Source organism: Paracoccus saliphilus (assembly GCF_028553805.1).
GTDB lineage: Bacteria > Pseudomonadota > Alphaproteobacteria > Rhodobacterales > Rhodobacteraceae > Paracoccus > Paracoccus saliphilus.
Window position 1 is genome coordinate 795,470 of sequence record NZ_CP067140.1, and the last position, 19,767, is coordinate 815,236.

The 19,767-nt window shown below is 61.9% G+C and carries 20 protein-coding genes and 1 pseudogene; 13 read left to right on the forward strand and 8 right to left on the reverse strand.

Annotation, left to right across the window (positions count from 1 at the left end; translation table 11 throughout):
* Positions 1-30: 30 nt before the first annotated feature.
* The 9 genes from JHX88_RS03705 to JHX88_RS03745 all read left to right on the forward strand — a co-directional run bounded on the left by JHX88_RS03705 (position 31) and on the right by JHX88_RS03745 (position 7,337).
* Complete coding sequence (locus JHX88_RS03705; protein ID WP_076527627.1) at positions 31-1,551, forward strand: sugar ABC transporter ATP-binding protein; 1,521 nt, start codon at positions 31-33, stop codon at positions 1,549-1,551.
* Complete coding sequence (locus JHX88_RS03710; protein ID WP_076527625.1) at positions 1,542-2,555, forward strand: ABC transporter permease; 1,014 nt, start codon at positions 1,542-1,544, stop codon at positions 2,553-2,555. Before JHX88_RS03705 ends, JHX88_RS03710 begins: the two co-directional genes overlap by 10 nt.
* A complete protein-coding gene (gene yjfF, locus JHX88_RS03715; protein WP_076527623.1) occupies positions 2,552-3,526 on the forward strand; it encodes a galactofuranose ABC transporter, permease protein YjfF in 975 nt (324 codons plus the stop codon). The genes JHX88_RS03710 and yjfF overlap by 4 nt, the downstream gene beginning before the upstream one ends.
* Positions 3,523-4,371 (forward strand): SMP-30/gluconolactonase/LRE family protein, encoded by an 849-nt coding sequence (locus JHX88_RS03720; protein ID WP_076527621.1) that lies wholly within the window; start codon positions 3,523-3,525, stop codon positions 4,369-4,371. The genes yjfF and JHX88_RS03720 overlap by 4 nt, the downstream gene beginning before the upstream one ends.
* Positions 4,368-5,348 (forward strand): aldose epimerase family protein, encoded by a 981-nt coding sequence (locus JHX88_RS03725; RefSeq protein WP_076527619.1) that lies wholly within the window; start codon positions 4,368-4,370, stop codon positions 5,346-5,348. Before JHX88_RS03720 ends, JHX88_RS03725 begins: the two co-directional genes overlap by 4 nt.
* The gene (locus JHX88_RS03730; protein WP_076527617.1) at positions 5,348-6,250 is read left to right on the forward strand and encodes a 2-dehydro-3-deoxygalactonokinase; all 903 of its coding nucleotides are present in this window, start codon (positions 5,348-5,350) and stop codon (positions 6,248-6,250) included. The genes JHX88_RS03725 and JHX88_RS03730 overlap by 1 nt, the downstream gene beginning before the upstream one ends.
* The gene (locus JHX88_RS03735) at positions 6,247-6,870 is read left to right on the forward strand and encodes a 2-dehydro-3-deoxy-6-phosphogalactonate aldolase (protein ID WP_076527615.1); all 624 of its coding nucleotides are present in this window, start codon (positions 6,247-6,249) and stop codon (positions 6,868-6,870) included. Before JHX88_RS03730 ends, JHX88_RS03735 begins: the two co-directional genes overlap by 4 nt.
* Positions 6,871-6,938: 68 nt before the next feature.
* Complete coding sequence (locus JHX88_RS03740) at positions 6,939-7,109, forward strand: hypothetical protein (protein ID WP_176011482.1); 171 nt, start codon at positions 6,939-6,941, stop codon at positions 7,107-7,109.
* Between the two features lie 3 nt (positions 7,110-7,112).
* Positions 7,113-7,337 (forward strand): hypothetical protein, encoded by a 225-nt coding sequence (locus JHX88_RS03745; RefSeq protein ID WP_076527613.1) that lies wholly within the window; start codon positions 7,113-7,115, stop codon positions 7,335-7,337.
* 194 nt (positions 7,338-7,531) lie between these two features.
* Here JHX88_RS03745 and JHX88_RS03750 read toward each other — a convergent pair whose 3' ends face one another.
* The 7 genes from JHX88_RS03750 to JHX88_RS03780 form a co-directional block, all read right to left on the reverse strand.
* Entirely contained in the window at positions 7,532-8,356 is an 825-nt protein-coding gene (locus tag JHX88_RS03750; RefSeq protein WP_076527611.1) for an ABC transporter permease subunit, read from the reverse strand.
* A gap of 60 nt (positions 8,357-8,416) precedes the next feature.
* The gene (locus JHX88_RS03755) at positions 8,417-8,866 is read right to left on the reverse strand and encodes a type 2 periplasmic-binding domain-containing protein (protein ID WP_076527609.1); all 450 of its coding nucleotides are present in this window, start codon (positions 8,864-8,866) and stop codon (positions 8,417-8,419) included.
* A 14-nt stretch (positions 8,867-8,880) separates the two neighbouring features.
* The gene (locus tag JHX88_RS03760) at positions 8,881-9,498 is read right to left on the reverse strand and encodes a CDP-alcohol phosphatidyltransferase family protein (protein ID WP_076527607.1); all 618 of its coding nucleotides are present in this window, start codon (positions 9,496-9,498) and stop codon (positions 8,881-8,883) included.
* Positions 9,495-11,645: an FAD-dependent oxidoreductase gene (locus JHX88_RS03765; RefSeq protein ID WP_076527606.1), complete on the reverse strand. Its 2,151-nt coding sequence runs from the start codon at positions 11,643-11,645 to the stop codon at positions 9,495-9,497. Before JHX88_RS03765 ends, JHX88_RS03760 begins: the two co-directional genes overlap by 4 nt.
* A gap of 358 nt (positions 11,646-12,003) precedes the next feature.
* The gene (locus JHX88_RS03770; protein WP_076527604.1) at positions 12,004-12,840 is read right to left on the reverse strand and encodes a sterol desaturase family protein; all 837 of its coding nucleotides are present in this window, start codon (positions 12,838-12,840) and stop codon (positions 12,004-12,006) included.
* Positions 12,841-12,851: 11 nt separating this feature from the next.
* Positions 12,852-13,826: an endonuclease/exonuclease/phosphatase family protein gene (locus JHX88_RS03775; protein WP_272848179.1), complete on the reverse strand. Its 975-nt coding sequence runs from the start codon at positions 13,824-13,826 to the stop codon at positions 12,852-12,854.
* Complete coding sequence (locus JHX88_RS03780; protein WP_076527600.1) at positions 13,796-14,209, reverse strand: MerR family transcriptional regulator; 414 nt, start codon at positions 14,207-14,209, stop codon at positions 13,796-13,798. The genes JHX88_RS03775 and JHX88_RS03780 overlap by 31 nt, the downstream gene beginning before the upstream one ends.
* A 108-nt stretch (positions 14,210-14,317) precedes the next feature.
* Here JHX88_RS03780 and merF point away from each other — a divergent pair, with 108 nt between their 5' ends.
* Both merF and merA read left to right on the forward strand, forming a co-directional pair.
* The gene (gene merF / locus JHX88_RS03785; protein ID WP_436630067.1) at positions 14,318-14,626 is read left to right on the forward strand and encodes a mercury resistance system transport protein MerF; all 309 of its coding nucleotides are present in this window, start codon (positions 14,318-14,320) and stop codon (positions 14,624-14,626) included.
* A 12-nt stretch (positions 14,627-14,638) separates the two neighbouring features.
* Positions 14,639-16,063: pseudogene (merA, locus tag JHX88_RS03790) on the forward strand (mercury(II) reductase).
* 231 nt (positions 16,064-16,294) lie between these two features.
* On the opposite strand, the gene JHX88_RS03795 reads toward merA, so the two are convergent.
* On the reverse strand, positions 16,295-16,987 hold the full coding sequence (locus JHX88_RS03795) for a DUF1028 domain-containing protein (protein WP_076527598.1): 693 nt from the start codon (positions 16,985-16,987) through the stop codon (positions 16,295-16,297).
* Between the two features lie 160 nt (positions 16,988-17,147).
* On the opposite strand from JHX88_RS03795, the gene JHX88_RS03800 reads away from it, so the two are divergent.
* Positions 17,148-18,725 carry an ABC transporter substrate-binding protein gene (locus JHX88_RS03800; protein WP_076527597.1) on the forward strand — a complete coding sequence of 526 codons (1,578 nt, stop codon included), beginning with the start codon at positions 17,148-17,150 and terminating at the stop codon, positions 18,723-18,725.
* Positions 18,726-18,815: 90 nt separating this feature from the next.
* Positions 18,816-19,763 (forward strand): ABC transporter permease, encoded by a 948-nt coding sequence (locus tag JHX88_RS03805; protein WP_076527595.1) that lies wholly within the window; start codon positions 18,816-18,818, stop codon positions 19,761-19,763.
* The last annotated feature ends 4 nt before the right edge of the window (positions 19,764-19,767 follow it).

Sequence of the window (19,767 nt, forward strand, 5' to 3'; positions counted from 1 at the left end):
GGCCCGGTCTATTTGGCAGGGAAAGATGCTATGCTGCTCTCGATCCGCTCGCTGACCAAGACATTCCCGGGAACGCTTGCGCTGGACGAAGTCGATTTCGATCTGGAAGCGGGCGAAGTCCACGCGCTTCTGGGTGAGAATGGCGCTGGAAAATCGACTTTGATCAAATGCCTGACCGGCGCCTATCAGCGTGATAGCGGGACGGTGGCGCTGAACGGGGCAGAGATTGCCCCAGGCTCGACGGTTGAAGCACAGGAACTTGGCATCGGCACCGTTTACCAAGAGGTCAACCTGCTGCCGAACCTGACCGTGGCGCAGAACCTGATGTTCGGGCGCGAGCCGCGTCGTTTCGGACTGATCAATACCCGTGCCATGCGGGCCGAGGCGCGCGAGATGCTGCGCCAATACGGGCTGGAACTCGATGTCGATCGCGACCTTGGCAATTATTCCGTCGCCATCCAGCAAATCATCGCCATCGCCCGCGCGGTGGCACTGTCGGGCAAGGTGCTGATCCTCGACGAGCCCACTGCCAGCCTCGATGCCCGCGAGGTCGAGATGGTTTTCGATGTTGTGCGCGGATTGCGCGAGCGCGGGCTGGGGATCGTCTTCGTGTCGCATTTCCTCGATCAGGTGTTCGACCTGACCGACCGCGTCACCGTGCTGCGAAATGGCCGCAAGATCGTGACCGAACGCACTGCCGATCTGAACCGGATGAGCCTGATCGAGCATATGCTGGGCCGTGCGCTGGAAAACGAGGTGGAGCAGCAAAGCGCCGAAGGGGCTGACACGGCCCACCCGGACTTACTGCATTTCAAGGGCATCGGTCGCCGCGGTGTGGTCGAGCCTTTCGATCTGACCGTCGGGCAGGGCGAGGTCGTGGGGCTCGCCGGTTTGTTGGGCTCGGGCCGCACCGAAAGTGCCGAGCTGATGTTCGGCGTTCGCCCTGCCCAAACCGGCTCTGCCCGCGATGACAAGGGGCCTCTGGACCTGAAGAACCCCCGCGCCGCCATTGCCGCGGGTTTCGGCTTCGCCCCCGAGGATCGCAAGACCGACGGTGTCGTCGCCGATCTGTCCATCCGCGAGAATATCGTCCTTGGCCTGCAGGCGCGACGAGGATGGGCGCGGCCGATCCCTCGGACCGAGCAGAACCGACTGGCCGATGATTATATCAAGCGGCTGGATATCCGCACCTCGGGGCGCGAAAAACCTGTCGGGGACCTGTCCGGGGGCAATCAGCAAAAGGTCGTTCTGGCCCGTTGGCTGGCGATGAACCCGCGTTTCCTGATCCTGGACGAGCCAACGCGCGGGATCGATGTGGGCGCGCATGCCGAGATCCTGCGGCTGATCCATGACCTGACCGATGCAGGCATGTCCGTGCTGGTCATCAGTTCCGAGATCGAGGAACTGGTGGCGGTATCCGACCGGGTCATCGTGCTGCGCGACCGTCGCCATGTCGCAGAGTTAAGAGGCGAGAGGATAGCTCCCGATACCATCATGCGGGCCATCGCCAAGGACGATGCCAAGGATGGGGAGGCCGCCAGATGCTGCTGAAACGGATCGCTCCGCAACTGATCGCGCTGGCCGCCCTGATCCTGCTGGTGACGCTGGTCTATCCCGGCTTTCTCGATATTTCCATTAATGACGGCCGCCTCGTCGGCCCGGTGATCGACGTGCTGAAGCGTGGTGCCCCCGTGGCATTGCTGGCCGTCGGCATGACGCTGGTCATTGCCACGCGCGGCATTGATCTGTCCGTCGGCACCACGATGGCGATCTGCGGCGCGGTGGCGGCATGGGCCATTGCGGCGGGGTGGGGACTTGTGCCCGCGCTTGTTCTGGCACTTGCGGCGGGCGCGGCGGCAGGGCTGTGGAATGGCTTGCTGGTCGCCGTGGTCGGCATTCAGCCCTTCGTCGCCACGCTGATCCTGATGACCATGGGGCGCGGCATCGCCCAGCTGATCACCGAGGGGCGCATCCTGACCTTCAACCATCCGGGATTCGCGTTCTTCGGCTCGGGCACGGTTCTCGGCCTGCCGGTTCCGGCCTGGCTATGGCTGCTGACCGGGGCGGGCGTGGCACTGCTGATGCGGCGCAGCGCGCTTGGCATGCTGATCGAGGCCACGGGTATCAATCGGCGGGCCAGCGCCCTGGCCGGTGTCAACGCGACCGTGCTGCTGATCGCGGTTTACGTGGCATCGGGACTTTGCGCGGCGCTGGCCGGGATCGTCGTGACCGCCGATATTCGCGGGGCGGATGCCAATAATTCCGGTTTGTGGCTGGAACTGGACGCGATCCTTGCGGTGGTGATCGGCGGTAATTCCCTGTTGGGAGGGCGGTTCTCGATCCTTGCGGCGCTTTTGGGAGCGCTGATCATCCAGACCATCGATACCGGGATCCTGCTGGCCGGGTTCCCCTCGGAATACAACCTCGTCATCAAGGCGGCGCTGGTTCTGGTGATCCTCGTGCTGCAATCGCCCCGTATTGCCGCCGAATGGCGTATATGGCGCGAAAGCCAGCGCGCCAGCCGCGAAGCACTGGCCGAAAGGAGCCGGACATGAATACCCGGGCCCTGCCGCTTTACGCGACCATCGTGATCTTCCTGATAGCCTATGCTATCTGCTGGCTACAGTTTCCGGCGATGCTCTCCACCCGTGTGATCGGCAACCTGCTGACCGACAATGCCTATCTGGGCATTGTCGCAGTCGGAATGACATTGGTGATCCTGTCGGGCGGGATTGATCTGTCGGTGGGCTCGGTCATTGCCTTCTCGGGCGTGTTCATCGCCGTGATGCTGCGCGATAGCTCGCTGCATCCGCTGGTCGTGTTCGCGATGCTCCTGGCGCTGACGACGGCCTTCGGTGCGGCGATGGGGTTCCTGATTCACCGGCTGGCGATGCCCGCCTTCATTGTCACGCTGGCCGGGATGTTCCTGGCGCGTGGGGCGGCCTATATGCTGTCCATCGACTCGGTTCCGATCACGCATCCGTTCTACGAGACGATGCAGGACACCTATTGGCTGATGCCCGGCAAGGGTCGTCTGAGATTGATCGGTGTGCTGATGCTGCTGACCGTTCTGGCCGGCATGGTCATCGCCCACAAGACCCGTTTCGGCGCCAGCGTCTATGCCCTTGGCGGAGGCGAGGCTGCCGCAAGGCTGATGGGTGTACGGCAGGGGCGCACGACCGTCCTCGTCTATGCCTTTTCGGGATGCATGGCCGGATTATCGGGGATCGTCTTCTCGATCTATACCGGCTCGGGTTATTCGCTTGCGACAGTGGGAACCGAACTGACCGCCATCGCCGCAGTGGTGATCGGAGGCACGCTGTTGACCGGGGGGGCGGGCTACATGTTCGGCACTTTGATCGGTGTGCTGACCATGGGGCTGATCCAGACCTATATCGTATTCGATGGCACGCTTTCGAGCTGGTGGACCAAGATCGTGATCGGCATCTTGCTGCTGGTCTTCATCCTGCTGCAGAAAGGGCTGTTGAAATTGTCGCAATCTCGCTTGGCCGGAGGCGTTTCATGACGGCAACCATCTTTGACGACCGCATCTGCCAGTTGGGAGAAGGGCTGCTATGGCATCCGGAACGTGAGCAGTTCTTCTGGTTCGATATCGTTGGACGCAGGCTCTTGTCGCGCGATGCGGATGGGGTGCGGGAATGGCGGCTCGACCGCATGGCCTCGGCGGCGGGTTGGGTCGATCGCAACCGCCTGCTAGTCGGGACAGAGACGGGGCTTGCCCTGCTCGACCTGCGGGACGATGCGTTGGAACCTGTCGCCGGGATCGAGGCGAACAACCCGGCGACCCGCTCGAATGACGGGCGGGCGGATCGGCAGGGCGGCTTCTGGCTTGGCACCATGGGCAAGAATGCCGAGGCCGGGCAGGGCGCGATATACCGCTATTACCGGGGCGAGGTCCGGCAACTGGTCACGGGAATCTCTATCCCCAATGCCATCTGCTTCTCGCGCGATGGAAGACTGGCATACTATGCCGATACGCATGAGGCGAAGATCTGGACCCAATCGCTGGACCAGGACGGCTGGCCAACAGGAGACCGACGGCTGTTCCTGGACCTGCGATCCGAAGGGCTGAGACCCGACGGGGCCGTGATCGACAGCGAAGGCGCGCTCTGCGTGGCCTGTTGGGGCGCGGGCGCGGTGATGCGCTTCGCTTCTGATGGAGAGCAGTTGGATCGAATCGAGGTCGGCGGGCGGCATAGCAGTTGCCCCGCCCTCGGTGGTTCCGATTTGCGCGACCTGCTGGTGACGACCGCGCAACAGGGGATAGAAGCACCAGATGAAGCGCAGGGGCTGACCTATATGGCCCGCGCCGAAGTGGCAGGACTTCCGGAACCTCAGGTGATCCTGTGACCCCTGTGCCATTTGGAAAACTGCCGGACGGGCGCGAAGTGCACTGCCTTTCCCTGCAATCTGGCCGGTTGAGCGCGAAGGTTCTTACGCTCGGCGCTATCTTGCAGGACCTGCGGATCGAGGGCGTGGACCATCCCGTGGTCCTCGGCTCGCCCGATCTGGCGGCCTATCTGGGCTCGGCGCGTTATTTCGGGGCCATCGTCGGGCGTTTCGCGAACAGGATCGGCAGGGGGCGCTTTACGCTCGACGGGAAGACATATCGCACTGACCTGAATTTCCGGGACCGTCACACTCTGCATGGAGGGGGTGAGGGAACCGATATGCAGATATGGCAGGTCCAGTCGCTCGCGCCGGATCGCGCGATCCTGGCGCTGGAACTGCCCGATGGTCATATGGGCTTTCCCGGCGCGATGCGGATAACCGCCGAGATCGCCCTGATCGGGGACGGGCTAAGCTTCAACCTCACCGCACGGACCGATGCACCGACCGTTTGCAGTCTCGCGCATCACGGTTTCTTCGATCTGGACGGGCGGGGCGATATCCGTAACCATTCGCTTATGATCGCGGCTGAACATTACCTGCCCGTCGATGACGATTTGATCCCGACCGGAGAGATCAGGCCGGTGGACGGGGGCGATTTCGACTTCCGCAGCCCGCGCCGGATCGGCCGTGCGGGCTACGACCATAATTTCTGCCTTTCGGACAGCCAGCGCCCCCTGCGCCCGGTCGCCAGGTTGACCGGCGAAAGTGGCTTGTCGATGCAGGTGGAAACCACCGCCTGCGGGCTGCAATTCTATGACGGAGCCTATATGCAGGATGTGCCGGGACTGGATGGCCGTCGCTATGGCCCACATGCCGGGCTGGCACTGGAAACGCAGCACTGGCCCGATGCACCGAACCAGTCCGGATTTCCAGATGCCGTTCTGCGCCCTGGTCAGGTCTTTTCGGAAACGACGATCTACAGGTTCATTGCGTGATGCCGAAACTGATCGCCATTGACTGGGGAACTTCTTCCTTCCGTGCATGGCTGCTCGGGGCGCGCGGCACGGTGCTGGACGAGGTCCCTTCGGGTCCGGGTATCCTCTCCGTACCCGAAGGCGATTTCGATGCCGCGTTCGAGACGGCGCTTGGTCACTGGCTGTCCACGCACCCCGATCTGCCGGTAATCGCTTCCGGTATGATCACCAGCCGCAATGGCTGGATCGAGACGCCTTACCTGCCGCTGCCGCTCGATGCACGAAGTTTGGCGGACGCCCTGACAGCGCATGTCACCAAGCGGGGTCGGCGCCTGCATTTCGTCACCGGCGCGGTGCGTAACCCCGATCATGGGCTGCCCGATGTGATGCGCGGCGAAGAGACCGAGATCATTGGCCATCTCGCAGCCAGCGCCGTGGCCGAGGGGCTGTTCGTCCTGCCCGGAACCCATAGCAAATGGGCTTGGGTCGAGGACGGGCGACTGACGGGTTTCGACACCTGTATGACAGGCGAGGTCTTTGCCATCCTGCGCGATCACTCGATCCTCGGCCGTTTGATCAATGACGGTTCGACCAGCTCGGATGCATTCCGGCGTGGACTGGAGGCCGGCCGTGGCGAGGGGGCATTGCTGACCCGGATCTTCTCGGCCCGATCGCTGGCGCTGATGGACCGTCTGGAGGAGGGCGAGATTGCCGACTATCTTTCCGGCCTACTGATCGGGGACGAGGTTGCGGGCGCACTGTCCTCTGCACAGGGGCCAGTCACGATCATCGGGCGGGGCGACCTGGCCGAGCGCTATCGGGTCGCGCTGGCACATGCAGGGGCAGAGGCGACCTTGGCTGCGCCGGGGATGGCACGGGCCGGGCTATGGGAAATCGCTAAACTGGCGGGAGTGATCGGATGATGGACTGGAAAACCGGCTTCAATGCTTGTCCGCTGGTGGCGATCCTACGTGGAGTGCAACCTGGGGAAGTTGAAGGCATCGCGGAAAAGTTGATCGAGGCAGGCTTCACCCTGATCGAGGTGCCGCTGAATTCGCCACACCCCTATGACAGCATCGCCCGACTTACGCGGCGATTTGCGGATCGGGCGATGATCGGCGCTGGCACAGTGCTTGCCGCCGATCAGGTCGCAAAGGTCGAAGATGCGGGCGGCCGTCTAATCATTGCGCCGAATTTCGATCCCCGCGTGGCCCGGGCGGCCTCGGATCGTGACCTGACCTATGGCCCTGGTGTCGGCACCGTCAGCGAGGCTTTCGCGGCGCTGGATGCGGGGGCCGCCTTCCTCAAGCTGTTTCCGGCCGAGATGATTCCGCCCGTGGCCGTCAAGGCGATGCGGGCCGTCCTGCCGCGCGAGACGCAACTATTGCCGGTGGGGGGCATTCAACCCGACAACATGGCCGGTTACCGCGTAGCAGGTGCGGATGGATTCGGGCTAGGCTCGGCGCTGTACAAGGCGGGGATGGCGGCGGAAGAGGTGGCGGAACACGCGGCGGCTTTCATGACGGCGCTTCGCGCCGATTGAAACCGGAAAAAAGGGTGGCTTGGGCAACAAAGCCGCGTCGAGGGGAGCGCCAAGAGGTGACTAACTTCATGAAGTCGCGGATCGGGCTGCAATATGATCTGCGCAACATCATCGATCTGGTACGATATTTCCTGCCCACCCCTCCGGTTTCCGTGCGCTGGTGGCGGCGAATGCTGGCACTCGGTCCCGGTGATCCGACGCGGGCGATCTGTTCGTCGCTGATCGCGGAGACGTTTTAGCCGGTGCGCTATCCTATCCTGCCCGATATCCGGGTCGTGAAAGCGCGGAAGGGCTCAAATTATGCGCGACGCGAGATCATGCATATTCGCCCGCGTGATTTTGATCTGTCATCCTATTTAGAGATCGTCAAACCGCATCTTGTCGATGGCTTCGATCACCATCTACTGGAATGGGCCGGAGACGCGTCGGATGGGGCAGGGCAGAACAAGTTATCTCACATGGCTTGAGGTGGGTCATCCTCGCCGCCGAGACCGTGAAACCGTGTCCCAGATGCCCGCCGACGGCATCGAGCAGGGTGGATTTGCCGATCCCGGAGGACCCATGAGGGTCGCCACCTCTCCGGCGCGGATGCGCAGGCTCAGCGGTGGAAACAATGGGCGTGCCCGTGATGGGCTGACGCTCAGATCGATAAGTTCGAGGGTCATGAGCGGCTAGCTCCTTGCAGCGCACGGCGGTTGCGATGAACGAGGGTGGGCAAGAGGAAAGCCAGCAGATAGCCGAGCATGGGCAACATGGCCTGCAGCGAGGCATAGACTCCGGTGACGCGCAGGTCCGAGGCGGATGAAAGCGTCACCGCCTCGGTGGTCAGCGTCGAGATCCGGCCTGCCCCCATGAACAGCGTCGGCAGATATTGCGCTACCGACACCGCTACGCCGATGGCGGCGGCGGTCAGAACCGGGGCCAGCAGGACCGGCAGCTTGACGGTGACCAGCCGACGCCACGGTCCGGCACCGAGCGATGCAGCGGCCTGCATGTGTCGTGGGCCCAGCGCGCGCCACGGATCCGACAGGGCGATCATGACATAGGGGAAAACGAACAGTGCCTGGGCCCAGATGACCGCCGCCATTCCGCCGCTGATCCCGGCCTGAAGGAACAGCAGGTTAAGCCCGTAGAGAAAGGCGATCTGCGGTACCAGAAGCGGTAGGTAGATCAGCGCCTCGGCCCAACGGGCGCGCGCCATCCGGGCGCGATCCTCGTCCTCCAGCCAAGCGATGGCCAATGCCAGTGACAGTAGGGTTGTCGCAATGGCCAGCACGAGCGTCGAAAGGAGCGCTTGTCCCCAACCAGCGCTCGGCCTGCTCCAGAACTGCCATGACAGCTTTCCGGCAGGAGCCTGCAGAACCGCCTTGCCCGGGGCGAGTTCGATCAGCGCCTGTTTGAGGAATGTCGCGCCCATGAAATTCGACGGGTCGGGATGGGTAAAACGCCTCGGATTGGCCTTGGCCCAATCCGCGAGTGCTGACATGGTCCGGGCAGGTCCTTCGATCCGGGCGGAATCGTAGTTGAAAACGAATTTCGCAAGCCGTCACGGGCTTTCCATCCCCTCGACCGGAACCGTGAAATCCACCGAATTGGCCGAGCCGGGCGAAAGGACCAGGTATCGGGCGTTGGGCAGATCGGCAACGAAGGGACCGTGCAGCAGGCCCTGCTCCTTCATGGCCAGGAAATTCGGCCCGTTGAGCCAGATCAGGTCGACCGATCCATCCTGATCCTTTCCGGCGGCCTTTTCCGAAATGACACGCGTCACCGCCTCGGCGGTGTCGGTCAGCTTGACCTGCCGGACCGAGACGTCGTAGCGCTTCGAGACCTCTTCATTCACCCAGGAAATAAAGGCGTTGGTACGCTCGTCCCCGCCCCATGCGTTCCAATAGACGGTCTGCCCGCGCGCCGCATCAAGCGTGTCCTGCCAGTCATCGGCAAGCGTAGGAAAGGCTGAAATCGTGGCGAGAATAGCCGCAGGAGCGGTCAGTCGCATGGTTGTCCTTGTACTCAATCGGGTTGCGGCGCGAAGGCGACCCAGCCTTGGCGCCATCGGGTCAATGTCGTCACCGCGCAGGCGGCAGCGAAGACATAGGCGAATATCGGGAAGTAATCGGCGAACAGGCATATCAACACGAAGAGCGCGATGGTTTCGAAACCCTCGGTGAGGCCGCCGAGATAATAGATGCCCTTGCTGGGATAATCCTCCGAGGACAGCCCGCGCTTTTCGGCGATGGTCGAGAAGGACAGGAACGAACTGCCGGTGCCGACGAAACCCGCGATGAGAACGGCGGCGGGCAGGGCGTTCTGCGCCGGGTCGTGCAGGGCAAATCCCAGGGGCACCATGGCGTAGAAAACGAAATCCAGCGCGATATCCAGAAACGCGCCCCGCTCGGTCGGCTTTGTCTGTCGCGCGACGGCTCCATCCAGTCCGTCCAGCAGCCGGTTCAGCAGGATCAGGATCAGCCCGAGGGCGAATTGCCCGAAACACAGGGCGAGGCAGCCCAGCACTCCGAGACCGAAACCGGTCAGCGTGATCTGGTCGGCGCGGATGCCGCGTTTTGCGGCGACAGAGGCGACCGGCGACAGGGCGCGGCGCTGCAGGGGCAAGAGGGTGGCATCGATCATTTGCGCCTCCAGTCATGTATCTTTTCAAGCAGTGCCAGCAGGCGTGGATTCACATGCGTTCGCCGCCACTCGCCCGCGGCGTATTTGTTGGCCTCGGCCAGTGTCGGATAGATATGGATCGTGCCGAGGATCTTGTTCAGCCCCAACCCGTGTTTCATCGCCAGCACGAATTCCGCGATCAGATCGCCTGCATGCTCACCGACGATGGTGACACCCAGGATCCGATCCTTGCCCGGCCGGGTCAGCACCTTGACGAAGCCATGCGCCGAGCCATCGGTAATGGCGCGGTCCAGATCGTCGATGCCATAGCGCGTGACCTCGAAGGCGATGCCCTTTTCACGCGCCTCCGTCTCGGAGGGTCCCACGCGTGCGACCTCGGGATCGGTAAAGGTGGCCCAGGGGATCACCCGGTAATCCACCTTGAAGCGCTTGAACCAGCCGAACAGCGCGTTGACGCTGGCAAACCATGCCTGGTGGCCTGCCGTATGGGTGAACTGGTAGGGGCCGGCCACATCGCCGGCGGCAAGGATATTGGGAAACAGCGTTTCCAGATAATCATTCGTCTCGACGACCCGTTCGGCCTTGATTCCCAGTTCTTCGAGGCCAAACCCGGTCAGGCGCGGCTTGCGGCCCACCGCGACGATGATGTCGTCGAAAGCGATCCGGTGGGCTTGCCCCTCATGCGCCACCTCGATCCATTTTTCGCCTTCATCGGTGCCGCAGGCGACCGCCTTGTGATCGGTCAGCACCTTTACCCCGTCATCCTCCAGTGACGCCCTGACCAGAGCGGACACTTCCTCATCCTCGCGCATCATCAAGCGCGGGGCCATCTCGACCTGTGTGACTTGCGATCCAAGCCGGGCAAGGCTTTGTGCCAATTCGCAGCCGATCGGTCCGCCCCCCAGTATCAACAGCCGCCGGGGAGCCTCCTCGCGATCGCGGAGCGCCTCCCACAGCGTGTCCGAGGTCAGGTAACCCACATCCCCGATTCCCGGCAATGGCGGGACGAATGGCTCCGCCCCGGTGGCGATGACCATGGCGCGGGTGGTCAGGCGCTGTGTGCCGCCATCGCTCATCGCGATCTCGACCGTCCATGGATCGACGATCCTCGCATGCCCCTGGAGAACCTCGACCCCAAGTTCGGTATACCGCTCCACACTGTCATGCGGCGCTATATCCTCGATGACGCGATGCACCCGTTCCATTACCTTGGCGAAGGGGATTTGCGGGGTCACCGGCCGCAGCCCGTAATGATCGGCGTGGCGCATCTGATCGGCCAGTTTGGCGCTCTTGATCAGGGCTTTCGATGGGACACAGCCATAATTCAGGCAATCGCCGCCCATCCTGTGGCTTTCGACCAATGTGACCTTGGCCTTGGTCGCGGCGGCGATATAGCTGCAGACCAGCCCTGCCGCGCCCGCGCCAATGACGATCAGGTTTCGGTCGTAACTGGCCGGGCGGTTCCATCCGGCATAGACCTTACGGCGTTTGAGAATATTGACGAACATGCGGGCAATCCACGGAAAAACTCCCAAAATGGCGAATGACAGAAGCAGCGTGGGCGAGACGATTCCGGACAGGCTGTCCAATTGCGCCAGTTGCGTGCCGGCATTCACATAGACGGCGGCACCGGCCAGCATTCCGGCCTGACTGACCAGATGGAAGGTCAGCACGGGCATCGGCGACAGCCCCATCAGCAAGTTGATGGCGAAGAACGGAACAACCGGAATCAGCCGCAGGGTAAACAGGTAGAACGCCCCATCACGTTTTAACCCGGCGTCGATGGCGGCGGCCCGCCCGCCTAGCTTTGCCCTGACCCAGTCCCGCAGCAGATAGCGCGCCGCCAGAAAAGCCAGGCTCGCACCGATGGCCGAGGCAAAGGAGGCAAGCAACAGCCCCTGCCAGAAGCCAAACAGCGCCCCGGCGCCGAGCGTCATCCAGACCGCCACGGGCAGAGACAGAGCGGTCACGGTGACATAGGCCAGGAAGAACAGCGCAAACAGTAGCAATGCATTGGATTGCCGCCAGTCTTGCAGTGTACCCACCTGATTTCGGACGCTTTCCAGATCGATGGAATGATCACGCAGGATGACGAAGCCGGCAACGAACAGCGCCAGAAGGGCAATCAGAAGGATCGGTTTCTTCACGGCCTGCCTTTCATCCTTTCCGGAATTTGTCCCGGAGTTCGGGGTTGTCAGGTTACAGAACGTTTGAGCGCCCGAATCGTTACAGGTTCTGCCGAAGTTTATGCCCTTTCGTCGCCGAACTAGAGCAGTTTGCGGTTAATCAGGCTCAGTTCCGAATTGCGTACCACGTTGGCCGGAGGCGCTGCCCCGTCGCCGGCAGGTCTCTCGAACCAGTGGCGCGACCTTCCGGCGACCCCCGGGATATTTGGATGAAGAAGAAGCGGGGAGAGTGAGTTCGATAAAGCGCAAATTGCTCTAAACTCGGGTTTATGACAGGGATAACGGCCATGTGAATTCAATCGACAGGCCGTCATATAATTCAGCGATCCTGATCCGGTTTCTTCCTGTTGATCGGATATCCGCTCGCCTTGCCACGTAGCGGCTGGATCAGCAGTCGGTCAAGCCACAGGTCGCGGCGGGTGCGGAATTGCTCGATGCCGATGGCCATCGACTCGTGATCGTCGCGCGGCTGTGCCTGGTAGGTCCCAAGCAGGCGATCCCACCAGGGCAGGTTGAAGCCGAAATTGGAATTGGTCTCGCTCGGATGAATCGAGTGATGGACCCGGTGCATATCGGGTGTAACGACGATGAGCCGAAGAAACCGGTCGATTCCGCTAGGAATACGGATATTGGAATGATTGAACATCGAGGTTGCGTTCAACAATACCTCGAACAGTAACACGGCGATGGCTGGCGGGCCCAGAGCCGCGATGACGGCAAGCTTGATCCCCATCGAGAGCAGGATCTCGACCGGGTGGAAGCGCAAGCCGGTGGATACATCGAATTCAAGGTCGGAATGATGCATGCGGTGCAATCGCCACAGTGCCGGCACGGCATGGAACATCACATGTTGAAGATAGATGGCGAGATCGAGGGCCAGCACTGAAATGACCAGGGCGATCCATGTGGGGATCTCGATAATGTTGAACAGGCCCCAGCCCTGCGTTTCGGACATGGCTGCCAGTTCCACCGCCAGGACGGGGAAGAAAAGGCGGACTAGGATCGTATCGATGACGACGACGCCGAGATTGTTGCTCCAGCGGATCACACGCGGGATCTCGCGTCTCCGGCGCGGCGATGCCACTTCCCAGAGGGCCATGGCAATGAGAATGCCCAGAAAGAAACCCATGCGGATCAGTGGTTCGGCGGGTAGCATGGAGGCCTCTCTCACATTTGGTTCCGGCAATCACCATTGCCATCCCTGGATGGTAGCCGAAAATCAGCGATCACCGGGTAATGATCTGACGGATACACATCCTCGAAGCGGTTGCGCAGCACCATAGGTCTGCCCAACTGCGCGATATCGCACGTATAGAGGATATGATCGATCGCGCCGAAAAGATTCAGGCCGCGGCCGAAATGATAGGTTGTCCCCGGTACGTTCACGATGTCCAATCCGGCTTCGCGCAGGATGCCAGCCGTGCGGGACCCGATCAAGGCGTTCAGATCTCCTGCAACGAAAACCGTTTCGCCGGCCTCGATCCAGGGTCGGATGCGGCTGGCGACAAGATCGGCCGAGCGCAGCCTGTTCTCGCTGCTTTGGAAATCAAAATGGAGATTGACGATGCGGAATGGCTTGGACCAACGCCGATCCCGGAACTGCGCCCAGGAGGCGTAAGCGGGGTCGGAGCCATTATAGGTCCGTGAATAAATTCGGTCCGGAGTTTCCGAAAAGAAAAACCAGCCTTGCGCAATCGATGTCAGGCGGTCACTGCGATAGAATATCGGTTGTGTCGAAGGAAAGCTGCGCCAGTCATCGGAGGCCGCAACCCGATAATCGGGGTTCCGTGCGCGCAGATAGTCGCGGGCCAGGTTGACCGACCCATCATTGCCGCCCTGAAAGCTCTCCATCTCCTGGAATGCCACGATATCGGCGTCAAGCTCCTTGAACGCGGCATCCAGCGCGTGACGGCGTTTCATCCAGTCCCCGACGGACCAGCGTCCTTCGGCCTTGTTCAGCAGGATATAATGGACGTTATGGCTGGCGATCCGCAATGCGCCGGATGATGGTTGCATCACCTCGGAACTGCGCGAATTCCAGAGCTGGATGACAAGCAGCATGGCGAGGATACCGATTATCCCGATCGCCAATAATGAGCGCAATCTGCGCATCAGGATGCCAGTGCCTCCAGGATGGGACATTCCGGGACATCCGTGCCCGAGCATCTGGCGGCGGTCTTCGCCAGGATATCTTCGATACGGCGCAGATCGGTGATCTTCTCGCGTATGTCGGCCAGGTGCCGTTCGGTTCGCTCCTTGACCTCGGCGCAGGTCTGGGTGCCGCCATCCACAAGCGCCAGCAGCCCCTTGATGTCATCGATGCTGAATCCCAGCTCGCGCGCGCGCAGGATGAACTGTAACCGCCTCGCATGCGCTTGCGCATAGATTCGATAGCCAGCTTCGGTGCGCGGTGGATCCGGCATCATGCCGATCTTTTCATAGTAGCGGATGGTTTCGTGATTGCAGCCGGTCTTTTGGGCCAATTGCCCGCGGGTGAAGGTCGTCGCGGCCTCGTGATCGGACATGGCGGGAATCCTTCTTGAGCCTGTAGTTGCTACAGAGAGTAAACAAAAAAGCGGATCGGTTCGAGAGGATGCGCATTCCGTGGGAATCGCTTGCCGAGGCAGGCACGCATGACCAATGACCTCGGAGGTCGAGTCGCCATGGCTGCCCATCGAGGGCACAGCGCCGCGCCCGATGAGCAGGGAGAGGCAGATATGACTGAAAAGACCGGCAACAAGCTGATCTCTACCGGTCTGATTGGCACGATCATTGCAGCGCTATGCCGCTTCACGCCAATTCTGGCGGTCCTCTTGGGGGCCGTTGGCCTCTCGGCTGTGCTTGGCTGGATCGATTATGTGCTTCTCCCCGCCCTCGTCTTCTTCATCTTGCTGACACTCTACGCTGTCTGGCGACGCCAGAGGCGCGTGCGGGATCACTGAAGGGATGGCCGGATGAACGATACCTGCTGCGCGCCGCAAGGCGAATATGACCTGATCGTGATCGGCGCCGGATCGGCGGGCTTTTCTGCCGCCATTACGGCGACCGAATCCGGAAAACGGGTGGCGCTGATCGGACATGGCACGATCGGGGGCACCTGTGTCAATTTTGGCTGTGTGCCATCCAAGACAATGATCCGGGCCGCCGAAGCGCTCCATGGTGCAACCGCCGCAGGCCGTTTTCCGGGGCTGTCCGGTACGGCGCAGGTCGATGACTAGGCCTCGCTGATGGCAGCCAAGACCGATCTCGTCACGGAACTCCGGCAGAGGAAATACGCAGACCTTCTGCCCGGCTATGAGGGGATTACCTATATCGACGAAGGGGCCACCAGGCTGATCGAAGGCGGTGTGCAGATAGGCACCCACATGATCCGCGCTCCGAAAATCGTCATTACCACTGGGGGGCGTCCTGCCCTGCCGCCGATCCCCGGTATCACGGAAGTGCCGACGCTCGACAGCACCTCATTGCTGGAACTGGAAGAACTGCCCGAGAGCCTTGTGTTCCTTGGTGGCGGCTACATTGGCGCGGAACTGGCGCAGATGATGGCCCGGATGGGAGCGAACGTAACGGTGGTCTGCCGCAGCCGCCTGTTGCCCCGGGCCGAACCGGAAGTGTCGGAGGCGCTTGCCAGGGTCTTCCGTGACGAAGGCATCACCCTGCATTGTGGTGTGACCTATGATGGTTGCCATCGCGACGGTAGGCAGGCGGTGCTCTGCGTCGAGGAAGGTGGAGAACGACTGGAGTTGTCTGCCGATCATCTGGTGGTGACTGCCGGGCGCAGCCCCAATACCGAAGGGCTGGGATTGGCTGAAATGGGGATCGAGACCGACAGCCGTGGTGCGATTATCGTTGGCGATGACATGGCCACAACCCGGCCCGGCATCTTTGCCGCCGGTGATGTCACCAACCGCGATCAGTTCGTTTACATGGCCGCCTATGGCGCAAAACTGGCTGTGCGCAATGCGCTTCTGGGCGAGGCCAACCGCTATGACAATGCAGCGATGTCCTGGGTCGTCTTCACCGATCCGCAGGTGGCGGGTGTCGGTTTGACCGAAGCAGCGGCGAAATTGGCGGGACATAAGGTGAAGACGTCGGTTCTTGGTCTCGACAACCTGCCACGTGTGCTGGCCGCTCGCGACACACGCGGCGTCATCAAGCTGGTGGCCGATGCGCAAACAGACCGACTCCTCGGCGGCGTCATCATGGCGGCCGAAGGTTCTGACAGCGTGCAGACGCTGGCCATGGCGCTGAAATTCAGCATGACGACGAAAGCTCTTGGCGAGACGATCTTTCCCTATCTGACAACGGTCGAGGGGCTGAAGCTCGCCGCGCAGACCTTCGACAAGGATGTGGCTAAGCTATCATGCTGCGCCGGGTAGAATTGCCGGCCTCGGGCCTCTCGGGTTCATCGAGCCTCGCGCCTCTTGGTGATGGGCGGGTTCGGTGCTGCCGCTTCGGTCGAGGTGGTGTCGATCTCGAAATTGTCGCGCCGCAGATTTGTTGTCACGAAGTCCCCCGTTTCCAGATGCCGACCGCCCTGGAACCGCATGGCCAACAGCTTTGCGCAATCATCATGTGGCGGGGGCAGGTTTCGGCAACCTGGACCGCGGTCACTCCAAAGAAAGAATGTCGGGATCGGCGCGAAAGGGATCGGTTGGCACGGGCACCGCATCGGTCCAATGCGCGTAATTACCCGGGACGCCCCGATCCTGACATGCGGCGGCAAGACGGGCGAGATCGTCTAGCGGCGCAGGCGACATGTCGATGCGCAGCGACATCGGGGGGCGGTCCGGGGCGAGGACAAGAAGTGCGGCTGATTTCAGCCCGCGCCTGTCGCCTCCAGCTTCGTGTGCCGCGTGCAATGCCGCGATCAACTGCTCGGCCATTCCCGAAAACGTGCTGCGATAGGCTTCTTCCAGCCGCTCCAGCACATGGGGTCCGGCGAGGATGTTACCGGCAGCGACAAGACCGGGCCGAGTGATGTGGCCATGCCACGAGCCATTGCGATCGCCGCTATGCGCCGCCGTGTTTCCTTGCAGGTCAAGCACGGTCAATTGCCGCCATTCGCGATTGCCGTCCGCACTGATGACGGCTTCGAGCGTTTCCGGGGCTCCGGCTCCCGCCAGCATCCGGTCCAACGCCTCATCGCCCCAGAAGGTGCTGGGGGCGGCGCCCTGGCTGGCGGACAACCCCGAATCGAAACGCCCGCGCAAAACCCATCCCCCGACACAATAGGAGCCGGTAGCGGCCGCGCCTCCGATCGTGCCCGTCTCAGGGTCCCGGACCAACAGCGAAAATGTCATGCCACCTCCCGAAGATGCCCGAAATTCAATCATTCCGGTTCGCTACCATATTTATAATGAAAAATTTTGCCTTGTTCAATTTATTATGATAAATTTGAGGCAAGAATAACGGCAGCGTTGCAACGACAGATGCCGACAGCCATCCAAGAGGGAGACTCAGATGTCCATTTTGTCACTCACCCGCCGTGCGGTGCTGGCAATGACCGCAGCCGCGGCTATAAGCGCCGGTCTGGCGCTGCCTGCCGCTGCGCAGACACCTCCGGGTGTCCTGTTCGTCGGGCAGATCGCCGAGCCGAAATCGCTTGATCCGGCTGCCGTGACCGCGGCCAATGATTTCCGTATCGTGGTCAATATCTATGACGGGCTGGTGCGTTATGCCGACGGCTCGCTCGAGGTGGAGCCAGCGCTTGCCGAAAGCTGGGATATCTCGGATGACGGGTTGGAATATGTGTTCCATCTTCGCGAGGGCGTGACATTCCATGACGGCACGCCTTTCAATGCCGAGGCGGTGAAGTTCAATTTCGACCGGATGCTGGACGAGGAACACCCCTTCCATGACACCGGCCCCTTTCCGCTGGCATTCTTCTTCTCGGCAATCGAGTCGGTCGAGGCCGTCGATGACCTGACGGTGAAAATGGTGCTGAACGAACCGTTCGCGCCGCTGCTGTCGAACCTCGCCTATCCGACGGGGCTGATCGTCTCTCCGGCCGCGGTCGAGGCGGGGGGCGCGGATTACGGACGCAACCCGGTTGGAACCGGGCCGTTCAAATTCGCCGAATGGAGGTCCAACGAACTCGTCGCGGTCGAGAAGAATCCCGATTACTGGGATGGCGCCCCGCCGCTTGACGCGGTGGTGTTCCGCCCGGTCACCGATGCCAATACCCGCACGGCAGAGATGCTGGCGGGAGGGCTCGATGTCATGGTCGAGGTGCCGCCGGTTTCGCTGTCGGAATTCCGGAACGACAATTACAGGATACTCGAAGCCGCCGGGCCGCATCTGTGGTTCCTGATCCTGAATACCAAGGAGGGGCCCTTCGCCGACAAGCTGGTCCGGCAGGCAGCCAATTACGCGATCAACAAGGAGGCGCTGGTCAACGACATTCTCGAAGGCACGGCAGAGGTTGCGGCAGGACCGACCCCGCCGGCCTTTGCATGGGCCTATAATGACGAGCTGGAACCATATCCGCATGACCCCGAGAAGGCCAAGGCCCTGCTGGCCGAGGCCGGGGTCGAGAGCCCGAGCGTGACCTTCTACGTGACCGAGGGCGGTTCCGGGATGCTGGACCCGATCGCGATGGGCACGGCGATCCAGGCCGATCTGGCGGCGGTCGGTTTCGACGTGACGATCGAGACCTATGAATGGAACACCTTCCTTGGCGAGGTGAATCCCGGCCTGGAAGGCAAGGCGGACATGGCCGAGATGGCCTGGATGACCAACGACCCCGACACGTTGCCTTTCCTTGCGCTGCGTACCGATGCATGGCCCGACAAGGGCGGATTCAACTCGGGCTATTACTCCAACCCGAAGGTCGATGAACTGCTGAACAAGGCGCGGGTCTCGACCTCGCAGGAGGAGCGGGCGGACCTTTACAAGCAGATGCAGGAAATCGTCTACGAGGACGCGCCTTGGGTATTCGTGGCGAACTGGAAGCAGAACGCCGTCACCACGGCCAATGTCGAGGGGCTGGAACTGCAGCCCAGTTTCCTGCTGGAACTCGGCAAGGTCGCCAAGAACTGACGCGGCAAGAGGGACGGCGCTGCGCGTCCCATCCGGCCAACGGGGGCGGATCGTCCTGCGATCAGCCCGGTCTGCATGACAGGAGGGGGCATGGGAGGTTACATTCTCAAGAGGCTGCTTTCGGCCATCCCGGTCATTCTGGGCATCACGGTCATCGTGTTCCTGATCATGTCCTTTATCCCCGGCGATCCGGCAACGGCGATCCTCGGCTCTTATGCCACGCCCGAGAATGTCGAGAAGCTCAACCGCGATCTCGGCCTCGACAAGCCGCTGGCACAGCAATATTTCATCTGGCTCGGCAATATGCTGCAGGGCGATTTCGGGCGGTCATATTCGCTCAATCGCCCGGTTCTCGACGAGATCCTCGACCGTTTCTCGGCCACGCTGATCCTGGCCGGGGTGGCCCTGGCGATCTGTTCGGTCCTCGGCGTGATCGCGGGGGTGATCTCGGCGGCGCGGCAATATGGCTGGGCCGACAAGTCGATCACCTTTGTGGTGCTGATCGGGATCTCGGTTCCGTCATTCTTCCTCGGCATGCTGCTGATCCTGTTCTTCGCCGTCCGGCTGAAGCTGTTCCCGGTCTCGGGCATGTATGCGATCTATGGCGGCGGGGATCTGGCTGACCTGCTGCGGCATCTGGTCCTGCCTGCCAGTGCGCTCGCGGTCGTCGCGACGGGGGTCATCGCAAGGCTGTCCCGCGGCGCGATGCTGGAGGTCCTGCGGCAGGATTTCATCCGCACGGCCCGCGCCAAGGGTGTCGGAGAAGGGCGCGTGATCTGGCGCCATGCGCTGAAGGCCGCGATGGTCTCGATCATCCCGGTGATCGGTATCCAGGCGGGCTTCGTGCTGTCCGGTGCGGTCTATATCGAGGTGGTCTTCCAGTGGCCCGGCGTGGGCCGGATGCTGGTCGATGCGATCCTGAAGCGAGACATCCTGCTTGTGCAGGGCGCGGTGACCTTCGTCGCGGTCTGCTATGTCCTTTTCAACATCGTCGTAGATGTCGCGCAGGCGCGTCTCGATCCGCGCATCAAGACCTGAGGCC